A 21,073-nucleotide genomic window follows, 5' to 3' on the forward strand; every position below is an offset into this window, starting at 1 on the left:
GAACAACGAGGAAAGGGGACATCATGGACGAGAACGAGAAGGACCACGACTACATGGACACCACAGGTGCCACGGACGACGTGGACGTCATGGCCAACGGGGGAGAACCCGGGGAAGGGGCAGGTCAGGACGGTGTAGTCCTGTCTGTCCTGGCAGATGATCGGGGGATGAGCACCATCGAATACGCACTGGGATGTGTCGCCGCGGCGGCGCTGGGTGCATTGCTGTACCTCGTGGTGACGTCTGACGCCGTCGAGGGTGCGCTGACGTCGATCTTCCAGCGCGCCCTGGACACCCAGTAGGCAGGCGGCGGCAGGGTGAGGGGGAGTTGTGCCGACGAGGACGGGTACGTGACGGTCGAGGCGGCCATCGTCTTCACCGCCCTGACCGCCGTGATCGGTGTGGTCGTCGCCGGTATCGTCACGGTGGCGACGTACCTCGGTGCGGTGGGGCTGGCCCGGGACGGTGCCAGAGCCGCCGCACTGGGCGGTGTCCTGGCCGCGAGGTCGCTGGTGACGGAGCGTCAACCGGATGCCACAGTGACGGTGACCAGTGGTTCCGTGGATTCGTCGACGGGACAGCTGGTGTACCGGGTGCAGGTGAGCGTCCCGGGAACACTGTTCGACCTCTCCGCCACGGCGGTGATCGTCGGTGAGCCGCAGACGGTGGGATGACGACGCCGGGAACGTGACCGTCGCCGGTGCCGCCGTCATCCTCGCCGTGGTGGTGCTGGCGTTGCTGATCGGCTCAGGGGTGACGGGGATGGTGCAGTCACACCGTGCCACACATGCCGCGGACATGACCGCGTTGTCCGCCGCGTCGGTGATGCAGCGGGCCAGCGTGGCCGACGCATGCGCCGTGGCTCGGGGTATCGCCGAGGACAACGGTGCCCGGCTCACCTCATGCGACCTGGTCAGTGGTGACGACACAGCCCACGGGCCGCCAGGACTCGAGGGGATCTCGGTGACGGTCTCCGTCGCAGGGAAGACCGCCTCGGCTGCCGCCGGGCCGGTGGGGTGAGGATCCCGGGATCAGGCGAACAACGACCGCAGGAACGGCGTCGAGTCCGCCATCGAGGCGACCATCGCCCCGCTGTGGTCCTCGTCGTACCAGTGCACGTCGACCTGCTCGTTGGAGCCGGCGAACTGGTTGATCCACATCTGCGAGTTCAGCATCACCCCGATGGGGGTCGGGACGTCGAGGTCCCGCATGCCGTGGCCCACGAACACCGGCTTGTCGTACCCGTCGGTCGGGGTGGCCATGTAGGAGCGCAACGCCGGCTCCAGTCCCGGCACCGAGCTGACCGGCGCGGTGAAGGCGCGGGACATCCCCACCCCGTCCAGGGCGTCCGCAAGCGAGGAGTAGCAGGCGGTCTCGGCCATGTCGGTGATCCGTCGTCCTTCGTCGGAGAGGACGGAGTCCACGTCGATCTCCGGGTGCGCCTCACGGAACCCGGCGAGGATGTAGGCGGTGTACACGTTCAGTCCCGTCGGAAGCACCACCGGCGGGAACGACGGAGAACCGGCCAGCACGACTTCCTCGACATATGCCGGTGCGCCGGTGGAGACCGCGCCCCGGTAGTCCAGGCCGAGCTCCCGGCTCCGCTCCGTCGCGGCATGGGCCACGTGCAGCGCCGCACCACCACCCTGCGACTGGCCGATCACCGCCCACGACGACGACAACGACGCCCCCACCGACTCCAGGGACCGGGCTGCGGCCACCGAGTCGATGACATTTGCCGCGCTGACCTGCCCGTTCAGGTACGACATCAGCCCCGGCGTCCCCATCCCCACGTAATCGGAGGCGACGACCGCGTAGCCCTGGTCCAGCCAGTGCTGCAGGTAGTCGGCGTCCCGCGCGCTCCGGGGAAGCGCCGAGGGCGTGCACTCGTCACCCAGCCCGACGGTGCCGTGGGCCCAGGCCAGCACCGGCCAGCCGCCCTTCGGCGCAGGCCCCTGCGGGAGGAACACCGCCGCGGTGGACGCGGCGACGTCCCCGTGCTGGTCCACCGTGGAGTACACGAACCGGCGTTGCGTGCCGGCGGACCCCAGTCCGAGATCCGGGTTCAACGCCACGTCCCCGACAGGCTCACCGACCCGGTCGGGGAGCGCGACCCCACCGGTGACGTCCAGCCCCGACCAGTCCGGGTTCTCCTCGTTGGGGGCCGCCGTGCCCGCCGGTTCCCCCGCGTCGACGAGGGCCGCCGGCAGTGATCCGGCCACAGACGCCGGTGCCGCGGTGGCGACAGGAGCGAGGACACCGCCAGCCAGGGCGAGCACGGTGGCGGGGACCAGGGCCCGTCGGAGCGGGGACAGGACAGTGCGGGACAGCGAACGCAGTGAACTCAGCGGGTTCAGCGAATTCATCGGACTTCTCGGGGCTGGTCAGGAACATCTCCGGCAGAAACACGTCTGCCGGTGAGTCTAGCCACCGCCACGGGGTGACCGGTGGAAAACCGCCGCTCACGGTCCGTCACCGCCGCTGCGCCGCATCCGCCAGGGCCCGCAGCAGCACCGCGGCACCGTGTTTGAACAGCGGGTCATTGCCGTTGCCGCACTTCGGCGACTGCACACACGACGGGCAGCCGGACTCGCATCCGCAGGACTCCACGGTGTCGGCGGTCATCGCCATCCACCGGGCGAACCGTTCGAACCCAGCCTCGGCGAACCCCGCACCTCCCTCGTAGCCGTCGTAGACGAACACGGTGGGGAAACCGGTGTCGGGGTGCAGCACCGTGGACACCCCGCCGATATCCCACCGGTCGCACGTGGCCAGCAGCGGCAGCAGGCCGATCGCGGCGTGCTCGGCGGCGTGCAGGGTCCCGGGCCACAACGGTTCCTCGATACCGAGGTCGAGCAGCACCGCCGGGTCCACCGTGTACGCGACGGCCCGGGTGCGCAGCCGTTGCGGCGGGTAGTCCAACGGCACGGTGGTCAGCACCTCACCGTCCCGCGTCCGACGCTGGTAGCCGGTGACCTGGTGGGAGACCTCCACGTCCACGTCCGCCGTCCAGACCCCCGACGGCGCGGACTCCGTACCGCCGATCTCACAGGTGCGCCGGACCCCCTCGATGCGGATGTCGACCGTCTCCTCGGCCCGCGTGGTCCACTCCGGGGTCTCCGGGTGCACCAGGCACACCGAATCGGCGAGGGCCAGCTCGTCCACCAGGTAACTCTCGCCCTGGTGGACGTACACCGCGCCGTCGTGGACCTCGCTGACGGCACGCGCGGTGTCGACGGTGCCGAGCACCTGGCCGGAATGCTGGTCGACGATGACCACCTCGTCGCCGGTGCCGCCCCGGATACTCACCCGCCCGTGCACCTCACCGGAGATCTCCAGGTCGCAGAACACCCCCCGCGGCCGTCGGCGCAGGGACCCGTCCGCCACCAGCGAGTCGACGACGCGCCGGGCCGTCGGACCGAACGCCTCGATCTCGCCGTCGGTCAGCGGGGCCTCGGCCGCGGCGCACAGCAGGTGCCCGGCCAGGATGTACGGGTTCGACGGGTCGAAGACGCTGGCCTCCACCGGGATGTCCAGCAACGCCTCGGGGTGGTGGACGAGGTAGGTGTCCAGGGGGTTGTCGCCGGCGACCATCACCACCAGGCAGCCCTGGCCCCTACGTCCGGCCCGTCCCGCCTGCTGGCGGAAGCTGGCGACCGTCCCGGGGAACCCGCAGGACACCACCGCGTCGAGCCCGCCGACGTCGATGCCGAGTTCCAGGGCACTGGTCGCGGCCAGACCCAGCAGGTCACCGTTGTCGAGGCGACGCTCCAGGTCGCGCCGGGCCTCCGGGGTGTACCCCGCGCGGTAGGACGCGATGCGCGCGGCGTCGCCCGGACGGCCCGTAGCGGCGAGCTCCTCGGCGCAGGCGAGCGCGGTGGTCTCGGCACCGCGCCGGGACCGGACGAACGTGAGCGTGCGGGCACCTTCGGCGATGAGCCGTGCCATGATCCGGGCCGACTCGGTGGTCGCCGCCCGACGGACCGGGGCCCCGTGCTCACCGACGACGTCCTCCCGGAACCCGGGCTCCCACAGGGCGATCGTCCGCTCCCCGCGCGGCGAACCGTCCTCGGTGACCGCCACGGTGGGACGTCCGGTGAGACGTTCGGCGTGACGTTCCGGCTCCGCCGTCGTCGCACTGGCCAGGATGACCGTCGGTGTCGAGCCGGCCCGCGCCGCGAGGCGCAGCAGCCGACGCAGCACCAGCGACACGTGGGCGCCGAAGACACCCCGGTACACGTGGCACTCGTCGACGACGATGAACCGCAGGGTGCGCAGCAGCCGCGACCACCGCTGCGACTGCCCCAGGACCGAGGCGTGCACCATGTCAGGGTTGCTGACCAGGATGCGGGCCTCGTCCCGGATCGTGCGCCGGGCCTCCGGCGGCGTGTCCCCGTCGTACGACGCCACCATCACCCCGCGCAGCTCGGGGACCGTGGAACACAGGCGGGCCAGCGACGCCCGCTGGTCCTGCGCCAGCGCCTTGGTGGGGGACAGGTACAGGCACGACGCGCCGGTGTCGGACGCGAGGCCCGAGAGGACGGGCAGCTGGTAGCCCAGCGACTTCCCGGAGGCCGTACCGGTGGAGACGACCACGTCGCGCCCGTCCCAGGCGTGCTGTGCGGTGGCGACCTGGTGGGACCAGGGGGTGGTGATGCCGTCGTCGACGAGCCTGTCGCGCAGCCCGGGGAGGACCCACTCGGGCCAGTCCGCCGGGGTCGAGGTGCGGGCGGTCTCGGTGCGGACGTGGGTGAGCGTGTCGGGGTGCTCCGCGCCGGCGCCTGGAGCCTGTGACGTCTGTAGAGCCTGTGGCGCCAGTGGAGCCAGCGTGGTGAGGAGTTCACCGCCGAAGGATTCGCTCATGGTGAACAGTGTAGGCAGCGGTACGGACGCGGCGGGAGCACCGGCCGGGCGACTGTGTGTCTGCAGGTCACGGGGTGTCGGGGCGGCCCGGGGCATAACCGGAAGCTGTGACCTCCCTGCGAATTCCGGTTTTCGGGGGAGAAAATAGTGCCGCGGTATGGTGCTCCGGCGTGAAACGTGGAACACTGGTGGGCGGTCACAGTTTCTGTGCGTCGCTTTGCTCGCTGTATCACCGGTTAGACCCGCAGTCAGTAGGTAAAACGTTCGCGGGAGTTGTTTGCATGCGGACGGACCAGCCTTAATCGGTGGTTCTAGCATCGGCCCGGTGGCCTCGCGAAAAGTTGGCGGGGCACCGATCACCGACATGTAAGTAAGGGAAAGATCATGGCACAGGGAACCGTCAAGTGGTTCAACGCTGAAAAGGGCTACGGCTTCATCGCACCGAACGATGGTGGCGCTGACGTCTTCGTCCACTACTCCGAGATCCAGGGCAACGGCTTCCGTACCCTCGAGGAGAACCAGCAGGTCGAGTTCGAGATCGGCGACGGCGCCAAGGGCCCCCAGGCTCAGGCTGTCACCGCTCTCTAAGAGCTCTGACTGAACCCGCCGCCTGCGGGACCTGATCCCCGGGCGGTAGCTTCACAACGACGTCGCCCGGCGTCTGCGGAGAGATCCGCAGGTGCCGGGCGACGTTTTCGTTGTGCCGGGGGCGGTGGGGCTGGCCTGCTCCGCCCTGCTCTGTCCGACATTCGCACCCCATAATCTTCTGCTCAAAATATGACCTGGGGTTTTATGAGATTAACATTCTTATGGGGTGCGACCATCGACACTGCGCGGACCGGACGTGGTTCCGGACGCCGTTACTGAGCCCCGCGGTGGTCGGCCACGTCCGACATGTGGGCCACCGTCCAGTCGAACAGTGCGTGGACCGGCGGTAGGGCGGAGCGCCCGAGGTCGGTGAGCTCGTAGATCACCCGGGGAGGGGTCTCCGGGAAGGCGGTGCGGGTGATCAGTCCGTCCGAGGCCAGGGTGGACAGTCGTTGGGAGAGGACCCGGACGGAGATGCCGTCCACCTGTGCATGGACCTCGCCGTTGCGCAGGGGGCCGTGCTCCAGGGAGAGCAGGATCAGCATGTTCCACCGGTCACCGACGGTGGTGAACAGGTCGCGGCTGGGGCAGTCGCGCGAGGCGGGGTTCCACGGGATGTCCGTCATGGTGTCGACCATATCAAAGGCACAATGTCGGGATGCCACTATACAAAAGGAAGTAACCAGGTTAGACTGGCCGACATGACTACAATCACCGTTTACGGATCGACCGGCATGGTCGGCAGCGACATCACCCGCGAAGCAGCGGCCCGGGGTCACCGGGTCATCGGCGTCTCACGTCAGGAGAGCCCGGACAACCGGGTCGACGGCGTCACCTACGTCACCGGGAACCTCCAGGACACCGCCGACGTCGTCGCCAAGGCGGCCGACACCGACGTCCTGGTCATCTCCGTCCCGGGACCGCGCGACGGCAGCTCCGTCCAGCCGGTCATCGACGCCCACGCCGCACTGGTCCCCGCCCTGGCCGGGCAGGATGTCCGCGTGTTCGTCGTCGGCGGTGCCGGGGCGACCCTCACCGCGGACGGCACCATGCTCGTCGACACCCCGGACTTCCCCGAGGCGTACGCCGCCGAAGCACGGTCCTTCGCAGAGGTCCTCGACCTCTACCGTGCCGCCCCCGCGTCCCTGGACTGGACGATGCTGGCCCCCGCCCCGGAGATCGGCCCCGGTGCACCGGCGGAGTCCTACGTCCTCGGCGACGACCATCCGGCCGGTGACAGCGTCACCACCGGCACCTTCGCCCGCGCGGCCCTGGACGAGATCGAGACCCCGGCCCACCGGCGGACCCGCTTCACCGTCGCCGACGCCTGAGACGTCCTGAAACCCCCCGTAAGGAGAGCGTTTCCGCAGAGGTGCGCTCGCGGCGTGTAGGGTCTCACCTCGAACCCCCTGTGATTCAACCGGGCGTACCAGACAGGTCCGGCACACAGGACAACGGGACCGACAGGAGAAGGTGGGAGCAACACCGATGGCAGCGCAGGAGACCCAGACCGGCGGCGGGAAGAAACTCGTCATCGTCGAGTCCGCCACCAAGGCGAAGAAGATCCAGCGTTACCTCGGCGACAAATACATTGTCGACGCCTCCGTCGGACACATCCGTGACCTCCCCCGGGGGGCCGCGGACGTTCCCGCCAAGTACAAGAAGGAACCGTGGGCGCGCCTCGGTGTGAACGTCGACGACGACTTCGAGGCCCTCTACGTCGTCAGTCCCGACAAGAAGAAGAAGGTCGCCGACCTCAAGAGCAAGCTCAAGCAGGTCGACGAGGTCTACCTCGCCACCGACCCCGACCGTGAGGGCGAGGCGATCGCCTGGCACCTGCTGCAGGTGCTCAAGCCCAAGGTCCCGGTGCGCCGCATGGTGTTCCACGAGATCACCGAAGCGGCGATCCGTGAGGCCGCCGAGAACACCCGCGACCTCGACCTGGACCTCGTCGACGCCCAGGAGACCCGTCGTGTGCTCGACCGTCTCTACGGCTACGAGGTGTCGCCGGTGCTGTGGCGCAAGGTGATGCCGCGTCTGTCGGCCGGTCGGGTGCAGTCCGTGGCGACGAGGGTCATCGTGGAGCGCGAGCGCGAGCGCATGGCGTTCGTGTCCGCGGAGTACTGGGACCTCACCGCCACCCTCGACACCGGTGCCGGGGAGACCGCCGGTTCCGGCAGCCCCACCACGTTCGACGCCTCGCTGGTCGCCGTCGACGGCAAGCGGGTCGCCCAGGGCCGCGACTTCGGCGACGACGGCCGGTTGAAGACGGGCAAGGCCCAGGCCAACGTCACGGTCATCGACCGGGCGACGGCGGAGGCGTTGGCGGAGAACCTCACCGGTGCCGCGATGTCGGTGACGAAGGTCGAGGAGAAGCCGTACACCCGGCGTCCCTACCCGCCGTTCATGACCTCCACGCTGCAGCAGGAGGCCGGACGCAAGCTGCACTACACCTCGGAGCGCACGATGCGTATCGCGCAGCGGCTCTACGAGAACGGCCACATCACCTATATGCGTACCGACTCCACCACGCTGTCGAAGGCCGGTATCGACGCCGCACGCCAGCAGGCCCGGGAGCTCTACGGCCCCGGTTTCGTGGCGGACGCCCCGCGCCAGTACAACCGCAAGGTCAAGAACTCGCAGGAGGCGCACGAGGCGATCCGTCCGGCCGGCGAGACCTTCGCCACCCCGGGCGCCCTGTCGGGGCAGCTGGACGCCGAGGAGTTCAAGCTCTACGAGCTGATCTGGCAGCGCACGGTCGCCAGCCAGATGGCCGACGCCCGCGGGACATCGATGAAGGTCACGGTCTCCGGGACGGCGACCAGTGGCGAGCGCACGGACTTCCAGGCCAACGGGCGCACGATCACCTTCCCGGGCTTCCTGAAGGCCTACGTGGAGACCAGTCAGCTGTCGGACGGCCGCAACGTCGCCGACAACGCCGAGAAGGTGCTCCCGGTGCTCGCCGAGGGCGACGGCCTGTCCAGCCGGAACGTCACCGCGGACGGCCACTCCACCAACCCGCCGGCTCGGTTCACGGAAGCCTCCCTGGTCAAGACCATGGAGGAGCTCGGCATCGGCCGTCCGTCGACGTACGCCTCGATCATCAACACGATCAAGGCCCGCGGCTACGTGGTGTCCCGTGGCTCGGCGCTGGTGCCCAGCTGGGTCGCCTTCGCGGTCGTCGGGCTGATGGAGGAGAACTTCGGTTCCCTGGTGGACTACGAGTTCACCTCCTCGATGGAGGACGAGCTGGACCGTATCGCCCGCGGCGAGGAGAACCGTTCGCACTGGCTGCGCGGATTCTACTTCGGCGACGACAAGGCGTCCGACGCGACCGCCGAGACCATCGCCCGCCTGGGTGGGCTCAAGACCATGGTCGGCGACAACCTTGAGCGCATCGACGCCCGCAAGGTGAACTCCCTGCACCTGTTCGACGACTCCGAGGGCATCCCGGTGATCGTGCGGGTGGGGCGCTACGGCCCCTACCTGGAGCGCACGAAGCCGGTGCCGGACGGGGCGCCGGAGGGCACGGAGCCGGAGGTGCAGCGTGCCAACCTGCCGGAGACGATCACGCCGGACGAGCTGACCCGCGAGATCGCCGAGAAGCTCTTCGCCACCCCGCAGAGTGGCCGGGAGGTCGGGGTCAACCCGGCGAACGGCCGGATGATCGTGGCGCGTGAAGGCCGCTACGGCCCTTACGTCACCGAGCAGGTCACCGAGGACGAGGAGGCCCGGGTCACCGCGGAGGCGGAGAAGACCGTGGAGGCCGAGCGCGACCGGGAGGACGCCGAGCGTGCCGCGGAGGGCAAGAAGCCGCTGAGCCGGGAGACCAAGACCGCGGCGAACAAGAAGGAGAAGCGGATCAAGGAGATTCTCCAGGAGACGCTGAAGCCGAAGACGGCCTCCCTCTTCGAGTCGATGGACCCGGCGACGGTGACGCTGGACGAGGCGTTGAAGCTGATGAGCCTGCCGCGCGAGGTCGGTGTGGACCCCTCAGACGGGGAGATGATCACCGCGCAGAACGGCCGGTACGGTGCGTACCTGAAGAAGGGCTCGGATTCGCGTTCGCTGCAGAACGAGGAGCACATCTTCACGGTCACCCTCGACGAGGCGCGGCGGATCTACGCCGAGCCGAAGCGTCGGGGCCGGGCTGCCGCGAAGCCGCCGTTGAAGCAGCTGGGCGACAACGACGTCTCCGGCAAGCCGATGACGGTGAAGGACGGACGGTTCGGCCCGTACGTCACCGACGGCACCACGAACGCCTCGCTGCGCCGTGGCGATTCCCCGGAGACGATGACGGACGCCCGGGGTAACGAGCTGCTCAGTGAGCGGCGCGCCAAGGAAGCCGCGGACGGTGGCGGCGCGGCGAAGAAGACGGCGAAGTCCACGCGGAAGACCGCGACGAAGAATACGGCCAAGAAGGCCGCGAAGAAGGCGGTGAAGAAGACGACGAAGAAGACGGTGAAGAAGTCGTCGTCGAAGAAGAGCTGACCGGGCCGGTCGCTACGCCGGTCACCTCGCCGGTCACCTCGCCGGTCGCCGGGCCTGTCACCACGCCTGTCCCCGCAGAAGTCTGGCGCCGGGTCGTTCCTGAACCTCAGGAGCGACCCGGCGCCGGACTTTTCTGTGCGTGCGGGCTACGATGGCCCCGTTGATGAGTTTTTCTCAAGGAGGAGAGTAGTGGTGGCTGAGTCTCGTGACGGTGACGGACGGTGGGGCGTCTACGACGCGCGCCGTGGTGAGGGGCAGGGTGCAGGCCAGGGTGCGAACCCGGGCACGGACCAGGGTGCGAACCAGGGTGCAGGAGGGGGCACCGCCGCCGCCGTACCTCCGCCCGGACACTACACCGGGCCGGTTGTCCCGCCGCGGGACCCGTTCTCGCTCTGGACCGCTTGCGGCCTGACCCTGTTCGTCGTCGGGGCGCTGGCGGCGGTCGTCTGTTTCGGGAACTCCAGCGGTACCGAGGTCAGCGGTTCCGGGTGGGGCAGGACCACGGTGGACGTGGTCTACATGGACGTCCTCCTCGGGGCGGTGTGCTGTTCGGTGTTGTCGGGGGCCGGGCTGATCGTCGCCGCCGTGGCGAAGGTGGGGTCGCAGATGGCCAAGGCGTCCCGGTCCGGCGGTTCCCGGGAGAGAGAAGTCTGACGCCAGGTCGCTTCCAGGCACTCCGGGCTACTCGGGAACAGACTTCTCGGCGCGTCGCACCGGGCCATCCCGCCACATTGCCCGTAAGTTCCCCGAGGTCTATCCTCAAGTTCAATAGATTGAACACGGGTAGTTGAGGAGGACGAACTGTGGTGGTGGATGCGGCGGACGTCGACCTCGGGCAGCAGGAGGACGGGCGCGGAGAGCGCAGCGGGCGACAACCGCGTCTGACCAGTCTCCTCGGCCCGGCGTTCGTCGCCGCCATCGCCTACGTGGACCCGGGCAACGTCGCGGCGAATCTGTCGGCGGGTGCCGAGTACGGGTACCTGCTGCTGTGGGTGCTCATCGTCGCCAATCTGATGGCGGCGGTGGTGCAGTACCTCTCGGCGAAGCTGGGTCTGGTCACCTCCAGGTCGCTGTCCGCCACGCTGGCCGACTGGTTCGACCGGCGCGAGTCCAGTGGCAGTCCGGCCCGTCGCCGGCGGGGGAGGGCCGGACGGTTGGCGTACTGGGGCCAGGCGGAGGTCATCGCCGCAGCCACGGACGTCGCCGAGGTCGTCGGTGGCGCCATCGCCCTGAACCTGTTGTTCGGGACGCCGCTGGTGCTCGGCGGGGTGATCGTCGGGGTGGTGTCACTGGGCATGCTCGCGCTGCAGGGCGGGCGTACCCAACGCCACTTCGAGTTCGTGATCATGGGGTTCCTGGTGGTCATCACGGTGGGGTTCCTCTCGGGCCTGTTCGTCACCGGGTTGACGGTGGGCGAGATGGTCGAGGGGGTCGTCCCGCGCTTCCAGGACACGCATTCGGTGGTCCTGGCGGCGGGCATGCTCGGCGCCACCGTGATGCCCCACGCGGTCTACCTCCATTCGGGTCTGGTGCGCGACCGTCGGTTCGCACCGCACGGGGAGGCGGGCATGCGGCGCCACCTGAAGGCCACGAAGTGGGACGTCGGCACGGCGCTGGTCGTGGCCGGCACGGTGAATATCGCGATGCTGTGCCTGGCGGCGCAGTCGTTGCGGGGTGTGGACGGCACGGACACCATCGAGGGCGCCCATGCCGCGGTGGAGGGTGCGCTGGGCCCGGTGGTCGGGATCCTCTTCGCCGTGGGGTTGCTGGCCTCGGGGCTGGCGTCGACGTCGGTGGGGTGTTACGCCGGTGACATGGTGATGCGGGACCTGCTGAAGGTCCGGATCCCGTTGTTGTTGCGCCGCCTGTTGACGATGCTCCCGGCGCTGCTGATCCTCGGCGCGGGTGTGGAGCCGACGTGGGCGCTGGTGATGAGCCAGGTCGTCCTCAGCGTGGGGATCCCGTTCGCTCTGGTCCCGCTGGTGGCGGTGACCGCGCGGAGCACCGTGATGGGCCGGTGGGCGAATCCGCGGGCGCTGACGGTGCTGGCTGCGGTGATCTGTGCGGTGATCATCGCGCTCAACGTCGCGTTGATCTGGTTGACGCTGACGGGCCAGGCTTAGCCGCGTTCGGCCAGCGTGGAGCGGATCGGGCGCGCAAGCTGGGTCATCTCGCGACGCCCGCGCAGTTCCACCGATTTCATCAGTGTCCAGCGGGCCTGTTCGGCTTCGTTGGCCTTGCGCAGGGTGGCGGCGTTGGTGAGGACGCGGCCCGGTGTGTCCTTGGCGAGGTCGGTCAGCCGGGCGGCGGCGTTCACGGCGTCGCCGATGACGGTGTACTCGAACCGGTCGCTGGCACCGATGTGTCCGGCGACGACCTCGCCGACGGCGGCGCCGATGCCGGCGGGGAGTTCGTGGTCGGCGAGTTCCTGGTGGAGTTCCCGGGCGGCGGCGAGGGTGTGGCCGGCCATGTCGTCCAGCGGGATCGGGGCGCCGAAGACGGCGAGTGCGGCGTCGCCCTCGAATTTGTTGATGATGCCCTTGTTGCGGTGGACGACCTCGACGACCTTGTCGAAGAAGCTGTTCAGCGCCTGGACCACGTGCTGGGGGGAGGACGAGACGGCGAACCCGGTGGAGCCGATGACGTCGACGAACAGGACGCCGACGAACCGGTTCGCGCCGCCGAGTTCGGGCTTCTCCTCGATGGCACGGCGGGCGACCTCGGTGCCGACGTAGCGTCCGAAGAGGGTGCGCACCTGTTCACGTTCGCGCAGTCCCTGCATCATCTCGTTGAACCCTGCCTGCAGGACGCCGATCTCGGTGGCGTCGTAGATGCGGACCTGGGCGTGGGAGTCGCCGCGGCGTACCCGGTTCATGGCGTACTGCAGTTCGCGGATGGGGTCGACCACGGTCATGGTGATCAGCCGGGTGCCGGAGAACCCGGTGAACAGTGCGGTGAGGCTGAGTGCGAGGACGCCGGGGAGGATCTCGCGGGCGTCGCCGGTGAAGAAGCCCGTGGCCTGGGCGCCGACCATGAGGACCACGCCGATGACCGGGACGGCGGAGGTGAGGATCCACACGCTGGTGATCTGCGCCGACAGTGGGGAGATCCGCCCCTGGGGTGCGGCGGTGCGGTTGAGGGCCTTCGCGGCGACCGGGCGCACCAGGCGCTCGGCGACCATGAAGGTCATCAGCACCACCATCGCGCCACCGAGGAGGGCGGTGACCGCCACGGACAGGGCCCACCGTCCGGAGACCTGCGAGGCCACGACGGTGAAGATGACCACGCCGACCCCCCACAGCACCGCGCCGAGCAGCGCCTGGAGGGCGGGGATGCGCAGCACCAGACGTCGGATCATCACGGGGTCGACGGGGTCGGGGTTGCGCTGCCACCGCAGCACGGGGGTGAAGAAGAAGAGGGTGGCGCTGATCCCGCTGACCAGGGCGACGATGAAGTAGACGGTGTAGAGCGTGGCGGTCATGGTGTTCACCGACGTCAGTTCCGTCGCACCGCCGAGCGGCACGAGGAAGCGGAGGAACGACGCCACGGCGAGCGCGCCGACGACGTTGACCACGAACACGGACAGGGCGTACAACGGCCAGGTGGTGCCCCACGCCCACGCGATGTACTGCCCCAGTCTCTGCATGACGTCCAGACTATCGGAGCGGGCACCTGTGTGTCCCCGTGGCCGCCCCTGTTGTGTCCGGGTCGGGGGTTGGACAGGATGACTAGACTGGTTCGCTGTGAGTTCTTCCCGTGAATCCGTGTTCACCACCGCCGTGCTCAGCCCGCATGTGACCGTCCCGTTGCTCGCTGCGGTGGACGCGGCGCGTGGGGGAGGGCAGTCGGCGGCGATGACGCATTCGTGGCTGTTCACCGGCCCTCCCGGGTCGGGACGTTCTGTCGCGGCGAAGGCGTTCGCCACGGCGTTGGTGTGCGAGGACCCGGACGTGCCGGGGTGCGGACGGTGCGGGGGGTGCCGGTCGGCGGCGGCGGGGTCGCACCCGGACATCACGTGGGTGCACACCGACGGTGTGGTGATCCAGGTGTCGGAGGCCCGCGAGGTGATCAAGACCGCCGCGGCGATGCCGACGGTCGCCCCGTGGCGGATCGTGGTGTTCGAGGACGCCGACCGTTTCAACGACAGCAGCGCCAACGCCCTGCTGAAGAGTATCGAGGAGCCGCCGGAGCGTACCGTGTTCATCCTCTGTGCGCCGAGCACGGACCCGGAGGACATCGCGGTGACGTTGCGCTCCCGCTGCCGGCACCTGTACGTCCCGACGCCGTCACGGGCGGAGGTCGAGGCGGTGCTGATGGCGGACGAGCGGCTCGGGTTGTCGCCGGAGCAGGCGTCGTGGGCGGCGGAGGTCGCCGGCGGGCACATCGGTCGGGCGCGGCACCTGGCGTCGGAGGAGAAGGCGCGGGCGAAGCGGGCGAGCGCGTTGAAGCTGCCCGGTCTGGTGTACGAGCCGGGGGAGTCGTACCGGTTCGTCACCGACCTGGTGGCGTCGGCGACGGAGGAGGCCACCGCCACGGTCGCCGCGCGGGAGGAGAAGGAGCTGGAGGACCTGAAGAGCTCCCTGGGAATGGGGGCCAAGGGACGTGGGGTGACGAAGGCGCAGTCGGGCTCGGCGGGGCAGATCAAGGAGCTGGAGAAGGAGCAGAAGAACCGGCGGACGCGCATGCTGCGGGACTCGCTGGACCTGGCGTTGATCGATATCGCCGGGCTGTACCGGGACGCGATGATGATCGCCGCCGGGGCCGTGGAGGAGGACGTCCCGGTGGGTGGTTTCCTGCACCCGGACCAGGCGAAGGTGTCGCGGGAGCTGGCCCGACGCAACGCCCCGGAGAACCTGGTGCAGTGCATCGACGCGGTGTCGGCATGCCGGGAGACCCTGACCTACAACGTGAAGCCGGATGTGGCGCTCGCGGCGATGGTGGGGCGTCTGAGGGAGTGCTGCGGCCAGGTCTGACCTGCGGTGGGAGCGTAGGACGGGGGTCTTTTTGTGGAGGATTGTGCCGTCCGCTAGGATTACCCGTCGTATGCTGAACCATCGCCGATGGTGCAGGTACGCCGCCTTAGCTCAGTCGGTAGAGCGTTTCACTCGTAATGAAAAGGTCGCGAGTTCGATTCTCGCAGGCGGCTCAGCACGAAGGCCCCGTCCACCAGGACGGGGCCTTCGTCGTGTGCAGGGGCTGGCGGGCAGATCGGTCCTGAACCCGCTTCTTACTCGCGGGTCCGGGGCTCCAGCCTTCTACGGTCGGCGAGGAGCTGTTTCTCGATTGACTGCAACTGCTCGATCTCCTCAGCTGCTGCCTGCGCTTCGATTGGTGCACGGCGCTTCGCATCGAAAAGGTCGTAGCGCTCTCCTGCGAGCTTCTTCGCTGCCTCCGTACGGATGCGACCTGCGTCATCGAGGCCATCGTATTCGTTGAACTCGATGAACTTGTCGGTTTTCTGCAGCCAGTCCTCCATGTACACGGCTTTGCGTCTACGCGCCTGGTCTTCGGCGTAGGTGAGAAAGCCGTCGGTGAAGCGGTTGAGGCGGTCGAGTTCGTCGGAGGTCAGGTAGTTCTTCGCGGTGTACACGTCTGCTTTGAGTACCTTGTTCCCCTTGAAGTTGGTTAGTCCCAGGTTAGCCGCCGCGGGGTCGCACCTCGTGGCGATGATCTCTCCGCCCGTAAGCCCCGTGACGGCGTAGTGCAGCTTGTTCTGGATCCTCTGGAAGAACTGAGAACACCGGGGATCGTCGGGGTCATAGTCGGCACACAAGGCGAAGATGTCCCTGATCTGCTTGTACAGCCGCGCCTCGGAGGTGCGTATGTCGCGGATCCGGGCGATCAGCTCATCGAAGTAGTCTGTCCCGCGGGGGTCCTTGAGCTTCTCGTCGTTCATCGCGAAGCCCTTGACCAGGTACTCCGACAGGATCGTGCTCGCCCAGGTGCGGAACTGCACGCCGCGGGAGCCTCGCACCCGGTATCCCACGGCGAGGATGGCGTCCAGGTTGTAGTGCGCCACGGTCCGTCGGATGGTCCGGTCCCCCTCGGATCGAACCTGCAAGAATTTCTTGCTAGTTCGGTCCCTGGTCAGCTCCTCTTCTTGATAGAGGTTGCGGAGGTGCGTACCGATGTTCGCGCTTGTGACGCCGAACATATGGGCTATCTCGGACTGGGTCATCCACACTGTGTCATCCACGACCCGGAGGTGGACCTCGGTGGAGCCGTCCTCGGTGGTGTAGATGACGAACTCGCCGACACCGTCGACTGTCTCGACGATGACCTCTTGAGCGTCGCCGGTATTCATTTCGTCGTCCATGTCTTCAACTCCTCGATCAGGTCGTCGTGTTCGGAACCTGCTGACTCTGCAGACGACGGGGCAACCCGGGCAGCCGGGATGCGGAGGCCTGGACCACGCCTCACCCCCAGGCTCCGATCAGGTGGCGGGTGACGCCGAGCTCTCGGGAGATCGTTCCGATGTGCGACCCGCAGTCTATCCCGGCGCTCCGGCCGGCGGCAGCATCGATCAGCTACCGTCGCCAAAGTCATCATCGCCCTCCGTCAGCTCTTCGTATGTGTGCGGCTCGCCCCTCACCATCATGCTCGAGGTCATGGACATGGAACGCCCTTGTTCGAACGTCTGGGGTGGGATCGCCGGCTTCGTCCTGCGCGTCGGGTGAAGCGCTCTGGGGTGAGGTGGCAGAGGTCCGGGCCGGCTGGCAGACCTACTGGGCGATTCCGCTCCCTGAACTGCCCTGTAGGTCTGCCATTCGGACGACACCTCTGCCACCCGTCCGCTCTACGACGGGATGCCGGCGCCTCAGCGGAATCAAAACACACCCGGCTCGCCGTGTCACGGCGTGCCGGGTGTGCTCATCTGTGGAAGGGCCCCTGCAGATGGAGGGGGTTACTCCTGCGTGGTGTCGGTCTCCTTGGTTTCCGTGTTGTCGTCCTTCTTCTCGTCACCGGAGCCTTCGCCGGTCCCCTCGGACTCGTCAGTGCCGTCACCGCTGTCGTCGCCCGTTCCATTGGGATCGTCCGTCGGCGTGTCGGTCTTGGTCGGGTCAGCAGGGGCCGTGGTGCCGTCGCCCCCGCCATTGTCGCTGCTGTTGTTCCCGCCGCCGGTCCCGCCGCCGGTCCCGCCGCCGGTCCCGCCGCCGGTCCCGCCGCCGGTCCCGCCTCCGGGGTTGCCACCGCCGCCGTTGCCTCCCCCGGCGTTCCCACCGCCGGCATTTCCGCCGCCACCGTTACCGCCGGCGGGGGCCGGCTCGCCGCCACCGTCCTGGCCGCCGTTGCCGCGGTCGTCGTCCCCGGGGTTCTCCGCCGAGGAAGACGCCGACGACGAGGTGGACGAGGAGGTGGACGACGTGGCGGACGTCGAGCTGGTGGCGGAGGTCGTCTCCGCGGCATCGTCGTCGCCGGACCCGCAGGCGGTCAGTGCGAGGGTCACGGCTGCTGCGGCGGCGACGGCCCCGAGCTTGGAGTGGTTGCGCATCGTGTTCTCCTGAAAAGTCATGGTGCCCCTCCTATGAGAAGGGACAGGGTGTGAGCAAAATAACGCATGTCCCGTTTCTTTAGCAAACGATGTTTTGGCCGACAGGGCTGTGGCGGGTGTGGTGGGTGTGGTGCGACACCCCTGTGTCCGTTTCATGTCCGGGATGCCCTGTAGAACTGTCACCGGAGTGCAGGAGCACGCCCCGGAGCATGGTGTGACGCTGTGTAAAGGGAAAACAGCCGAGGAAGGCGAGGATGGGACGATGGTCATGGGGCCGACGCACGCGATGTCGGGTGCGGCTGCGGGCGCTGCGGTGGCGGTGGTGACAGCGGGCATGTCGGGGGTGCCGGTCGACGCGACCTCCGCGGTGGTCCTGGCCGGGGTGACGGCGGGGGCGGCGGTCCTGCCGGACCTCGACCACCCCTCGGGCACGGCGGCGCGTACCCTGGGGCCGGTGAGCCGGCTGTTGGCCGTGTTCATCAACCGGGCGTCGTCGATGTTCGCCGAGGTCACAGGGGCGCGGAGCCGGCGTGCGGGTGGGCACCGCACAGCAACGCATACGGTGTTGTTCGCCGTCGCGATGGCGGTGGTGACATGGTGCGCGGTGGACCTCGGGGACGTGCGGGTGACCGTGGGGATCTTCGCGGCGCTCGTGCTGCTGGCGTTGCATTCACTGGTGCGGCCGGTGGTGCGGGAGTGGGGGTCGTTCGGTGCTGTGGTGATCGCGGTCGGTCTGTCGTTGCTGGTGTGGCAGGATTCTCCGGAGATGCTGTCGCCGTTGGTGATGGGCACCGCTGTCGGGGTCGGCTGCCTGGTGCACTGTGTGGGCGACGCGATCACCAGGTCCGGGGTGCCGTTGTTCGCCCCGTTCATCCGTGTCGGCGGCGACCGGTGGGGCGCGGTGCATCTGCTCCCGCGGGCTCTGCGGATCCGGGCCGCCGGCTTCGGGGACACTGTGGTGATGGTGGTGTGCACCGCCCTGCTTGCAGGCGTGTGCGTGGTGGGGTGGAACAACGGGTTGATCGTGGGTTGATCACGGGCTGACCGCCGTCAGATTGTGGCGTGCCGTTCGCGGGTACTCTCGGACTCAGCCACCGGGCGTCGACAGCGCCCGGGAATGACCAGGAGGTTGAGTAATGTCAGTACCGAAGGACACGGCCGAGCGTTTCCGGGTGATCGCGGAAGGGTTCACCGCGCAGACCAGGGACAATGACTGGGATGCGAGGACGCCGTGCGAGGAATGGGTCGCCCGGGACATCATCGGGCATCTGATCAGCTGGTTCGGTCCCGGGTTGGAGGATGCGGGCGTTCCGGTGAACCTCACGGAGGACAAGCATTCCGATCCGGCGGCGGCGTGGGAGCAGTTCGCCGCGATCGTGCAGGCTGCCCTGGAGGACGAGGCAACGGCGGAGTCGTTGGTCACCCGTGGTCCCATCCCGGGCCAGACCCTGGAGACGAACGCGAAGGGCTTCTTCATCCCGGACGTGTTCATGCACACCTGGGATCTCGCGCGTTCCCAGGGGCGGGACGTGGAGCTGGACGGGGAGTTCGCCGAGCGTAACCTCGGTGGTCTGAGGTCGTTGGGGGGCCAGTTGCAGGCGCGGGGTGGGTTCGGGCCGCCCCATGAGGTCCCGGCTGACGCGTCGCCGACGATCCGGTTGATGGCGTATGTGGGACGGGACCCCGGCTTCGGTCTGCGGTGACTGTCCCCGTCGTCGGGGATTGAGTCAACAGGACCCCGCGCCCAGGATAGGCCTGGGTACGGGGTCCTGGTTATGACATTCTCTGAGGTAAGAGACCTTAGAGGATGGAGCCGAGGACGGCGACGGTGCCGCCGAGGCCGGCGAGGAGGCCGCCGACGAGGCCGAGAACGGAGGTGAGCAGACCGCTGACGATCATGATGTTGTCCTTTCGGAAGAAGATTCAAGGGGCACTGCGGGGCGTGGAGAGCCTGAAACAACTTCAGTTCGGTGCAGTGTTACTGGTAATCGTAGGCTGTGGGGAACCTACTTTTCAAGTTGCAACGAAACTTCGCGGGCGGGGAGGCGTGACCTGCTGTTCAGGGGTGTCCCGTCTATGTGGCCCGCCACCGGGGAACGTCCTCGCCGCCTTCGTAGGTGCAGGTCATCGGTATGCCGTTTTTCGATAGGCCCGTGGCTCCCGCCATGTTCTTTCTGCACCATGCGCCCGGGGTGACGGCATCGTCTACGCCTGCGGACGCCGGGGGCGCAGGCTGAGCCAGGGCGGGTTGATGCGATGCGGGCGGTTCGTACCGGTAACCCTGTTCGGGCGCTGTGGCCGTGTCGTAGGGCTCTTGGAAAGGTCGTGCGCCCGTCTCAGGGGTGGGGAGTGGTGACGTGGTGGTTGCTGAACTGCGCGGAGTCGGTGGAACGGTGTCCGTTCGCGCGGAGCCGGGGCCGAGGTTCTCGCTGACCAGGCGGTTCGCTTCCTCTTCGCGGTGTTGGGCAATGGCTGCCTGCAGGTCTGCCGAGGCGGTGCTTGTTGAGGCGGTCGGTGGTTCGTATACCGATATGTTGTTGGCGAACACAAGGATGATCGCCGCAGCGACCGTGCCGATGAGGGAAAGAAGGACCTTCCAGGTCTTGTTCACTGAGTTCCTGTCTCTAAGGTGGCCGTTCTGCGTGGGGGTTCAACGCATTATGGTGAGAAGAAGCTCAGTGTAGCCACATCTTCTATCGCTTCGGAAATAAGTTGTGGGTACTGGGGGTGGAATGGTGCGGGAGTTGGCGTTGTCGGCGGTGGCCGAAGGTCTTTTCACGCCGAGGTCTATCTCGACAGGAAAACGCAAAAGCCTCGACCGGCGTGCTCTGGTCGGAGCTTTGTGCACGTCCTACTTGAGGGAGCTGACGACGGTGCCGAGGAGCATAAAGGGGAGGTAAAGGCTGTAGCCGATAAAGGTGTAGAGGATATCCTGGATCGCTGACATGAATGGTGCCTTCCGATGAGGTGGATGGGGTGGGCACTACGGTGTCCCCGGTAGTGCTCCATCCCTGGTATCGGAGATTTGCGGATAGTCATTACGTCACCAAAACATCAGCCCTCGCTGATGGTGGTACGGGGATCACCGGGTATGCAAAAACTCCGACCAGCGGGTGCTGGTCGGAGTATTTCAGGCTGCCCCGGTGCTGGGGCTAGCTCACCGTCTTACTTGACGGAACCCACAACGGTGTCGAGGACAGAGCCGAAGGTGTCGACGATGGCGTTGATGACGGTGGTGAGGATCTCAGCGATTGCAGACATGAATGTTGCCTTCCGATTGAATGTATGGGGTTAGCGCGGCAGCGTTCCCGGTCGGGCCCGTGGCGCTTCATTTCTAGTATCGGGGGCGTCCGGAGGTTCGTTACATTACTGGAAAAAAATCTTTTCCCCGGTGCTGAGGGCGGATCTGTTCCCAGCGACAGGACGTGTCGATTCGTGGGGTGCTGCCGAAGTTTGTGGGAGGTGGGAGAATCGAGGACATACAAAAGCTCCGACCAACCTAGGTTGATCGGAGCAGATGGCATGTCCCCGGAGTTGGGGCAGTCCGTCTTACTTGACGGAACCGACGATGGTGTCGAGGACGGAGCCGAAGGTGTCGACGATGGCGTTGATGACGGTGGTGAGGATCTCAGCGATTGC

General features: G+C 67.7%; 18 protein-coding genes and 1 tRNA gene. 12 read left to right on the forward strand and 7 right to left on the reverse strand.

What is annotated here, in order from left to right:
- The first annotated feature begins 23 nt into the window (after nucleotides 1-23).
- The 3 genes from MUN33_RS09435 to MUN33_RS09445 are packed head-to-tail and all read left to right on the forward strand — an operon-like array spanning nucleotide 24 to nucleotide 1,020.
- Nucleotides 24-302, forward strand: coding sequence for a DUF4244 domain-containing protein (locus MUN33_RS09435; protein ID WP_439647845.1), 279 nt, complete (start codon nucleotides 24-26; stop codon nucleotides 300-302).
- A gap of 48 nt (nucleotides 303-350) precedes the next feature.
- Complete coding sequence (locus MUN33_RS09440) at nucleotides 351-674, forward strand: TadE family type IV pilus minor pilin (RefSeq protein ID WP_244804660.1); 324 nt, start codon at nucleotides 351-353, stop codon at nucleotides 672-674.
- On the forward strand, nucleotides 652-1,020 hold the full coding sequence (locus MUN33_RS09445) for an Rv3654c family TadE-like protein (protein WP_244804661.1): 369 nt from the start codon (nucleotides 652-654) through the stop codon (nucleotides 1,018-1,020). The genes MUN33_RS09440 and MUN33_RS09445 overlap by 23 nt, the downstream gene beginning before the upstream one ends.
- Nucleotides 1,021-1,031: 11 nt before the next feature.
- Here the strand turns inward: MUN33_RS09445 and MUN33_RS09450 are convergent, their stop codons facing one another.
- Together MUN33_RS09450 and MUN33_RS09455 are read right to left on the reverse strand one after the other, a co-directional pair.
- Nucleotides 1,032-2,366 carry a lipase family protein gene (locus MUN33_RS09450; protein ID WP_244804662.1) on the reverse strand — a complete coding sequence of 445 codons (1,335 nt, stop codon included), beginning with the start codon at nucleotides 2,364-2,366 and terminating at the stop codon, nucleotides 1,032-1,034.
- 106 nt (nucleotides 2,367-2,472) lie between these two features.
- Nucleotides 2,473-4,863 (reverse strand): DEAD/DEAH box helicase, encoded by a 2,391-nt coding sequence (locus MUN33_RS09455; protein ID WP_244804663.1) that lies wholly within the window; start codon nucleotides 4,861-4,863, stop codon nucleotides 2,473-2,475.
- 384 nt (nucleotides 4,864-5,247) lie between these two features.
- Between MUN33_RS09455 and MUN33_RS09460 the strand changes: the two genes are divergently transcribed.
- Nucleotides 5,248-5,451, forward strand: coding sequence for a cold-shock protein (locus tag MUN33_RS09460; RefSeq protein WP_038546005.1), 204 nt, complete (start codon nucleotides 5,248-5,250; stop codon nucleotides 5,449-5,451).
- A gap of 272 nt (nucleotides 5,452-5,723) precedes the next feature.
- Here MUN33_RS09460 and MUN33_RS09465 read toward each other — a convergent pair whose 3' ends face one another.
- Nucleotides 5,724-6,077, reverse strand: a complete 354-nt coding sequence (locus MUN33_RS09465) for a winged helix-turn-helix transcriptional regulator (protein WP_244804664.1) — start codon at nucleotides 6,075-6,077, stop codon at nucleotides 5,724-5,726.
- Nucleotides 6,078-6,152: 75 nt separating this feature from the next.
- On the opposite strand from MUN33_RS09465, the gene MUN33_RS09470 reads away from it, so the two are divergent.
- From MUN33_RS09470 to MUN33_RS09485, 4 genes are all read left to right on the forward strand, one after another.
- Nucleotides 6,153-6,782 (forward strand): NAD(P)-dependent oxidoreductase, encoded by a 630-nt coding sequence (locus MUN33_RS09470; RefSeq protein WP_244804665.1) that lies wholly within the window; start codon nucleotides 6,153-6,155, stop codon nucleotides 6,780-6,782.
- A 157-nt stretch (nucleotides 6,783-6,939) separates the two neighbouring features.
- Complete coding sequence (gene topA / locus MUN33_RS09475; RefSeq protein WP_244804666.1) at nucleotides 6,940-9,942, forward strand: type I DNA topoisomerase; 3,003 nt, start codon at nucleotides 6,940-6,942, stop codon at nucleotides 9,940-9,942.
- A gap of 192 nt (nucleotides 9,943-10,134) precedes the next feature.
- Complete coding sequence (locus MUN33_RS09480) at nucleotides 10,135-10,596, forward strand: hypothetical protein (RefSeq protein WP_244804667.1); 462 nt, start codon at nucleotides 10,135-10,137, stop codon at nucleotides 10,594-10,596.
- Nucleotides 10,597-10,823: 227 nt separating this feature from the next.
- Nucleotides 10,824-12,065: an Nramp family divalent metal transporter gene (locus MUN33_RS09485; RefSeq protein WP_244804688.1), complete on the forward strand. Its 1,242-nt coding sequence runs from the start codon at nucleotides 10,824-10,826 to the stop codon at nucleotides 12,063-12,065.
- Here the strand turns inward: MUN33_RS09485 and MUN33_RS09490 are convergent.
- Nucleotides 12,062-13,588: an adenylate/guanylate cyclase domain-containing protein gene (locus tag MUN33_RS09490; protein ID WP_244804668.1), complete on the reverse strand. Its 1,527-nt coding sequence runs from the start codon at nucleotides 13,586-13,588 to the stop codon at nucleotides 12,062-12,064. The genes MUN33_RS09485 and MUN33_RS09490 overlap by 4 nt on opposite strands.
- 97 nt (nucleotides 13,589-13,685) lie before the next feature.
- Here MUN33_RS09490 and MUN33_RS09495 point away from each other — a divergent pair, with 97 nt between their 5' ends.
- Together MUN33_RS09495 and MUN33_RS09500 are read left to right on the forward strand one after the other, a co-directional pair.
- Nucleotides 13,686-14,915, forward strand: coding sequence for a DNA polymerase III subunit delta' (locus MUN33_RS09495; protein WP_369414950.1), 1,230 nt, complete (start codon nucleotides 13,686-13,688; stop codon nucleotides 14,913-14,915).
- A 100-nt stretch (nucleotides 14,916-15,015) separates the two neighbouring features.
- Nucleotides 15,016-15,088 (forward strand) — tRNA-Thr (locus tag MUN33_RS09500).
- A gap of 81 nt (nucleotides 15,089-15,169) precedes the next feature.
- On the opposite strand, the gene rhuM is transcribed toward MUN33_RS09500, so the two are convergent.
- Together rhuM and MUN33_RS09510 are read right to left on the reverse strand one after the other, a co-directional pair.
- Complete coding sequence (gene rhuM, locus MUN33_RS09505) at nucleotides 15,170-16,258, reverse strand: RhuM family protein (RefSeq protein ID WP_244804669.1); 1,089 nt, start codon at nucleotides 16,256-16,258, stop codon at nucleotides 15,170-15,172.
- A gap of 588 nt (nucleotides 16,259-16,846) precedes the next feature.
- Nucleotides 16,847-17,455: a hypothetical protein gene (locus MUN33_RS09510; protein WP_244804670.1), complete on the reverse strand. Its 609-nt coding sequence runs from the start codon at nucleotides 17,453-17,455 to the stop codon at nucleotides 16,847-16,849.
- 247 nt (nucleotides 17,456-17,702) lie between these two features.
- On the opposite strand from MUN33_RS09510, the gene MUN33_RS09515 reads away from it, so the two are divergent.
- Both MUN33_RS09515 and MUN33_RS09520 read left to right on the forward strand, forming a co-directional pair.
- The gene (locus tag MUN33_RS09515; RefSeq protein ID WP_244804671.1) at nucleotides 17,703-18,467 is read left to right on the forward strand and encodes a metal-dependent hydrolase; all 765 of its coding nucleotides are present in this window, start codon (nucleotides 17,703-17,705) and stop codon (nucleotides 18,465-18,467) included.
- A gap of 103 nt (nucleotides 18,468-18,570) precedes the next feature.
- Nucleotides 18,571-19,137 (forward strand): TIGR03086 family metal-binding protein, encoded by a 567-nt coding sequence (locus MUN33_RS09520; protein WP_244804672.1) that lies wholly within the window; start codon nucleotides 18,571-18,573, stop codon nucleotides 19,135-19,137.
- A 371-nt stretch (nucleotides 19,138-19,508) separates the two neighbouring features.
- Here MUN33_RS09520 and MUN33_RS09525 read toward each other — a convergent pair whose 3' ends face one another.
- Nucleotides 19,509-20,045, reverse strand: coding sequence for a hypothetical protein (locus MUN33_RS09525; protein ID WP_244804673.1), 537 nt, complete (start codon nucleotides 20,043-20,045; stop codon nucleotides 19,509-19,511).
- Nucleotides 20,046-21,073 lie beyond the last annotated feature (1,028 nt).

The organism is Corynebacterium kalidii, from assembly GCF_022869005.1.
GTDB lineage: Bacteria > Actinomycetota > Actinomycetes > Mycobacteriales > Mycobacteriaceae > Corynebacterium > Corynebacterium kalidii.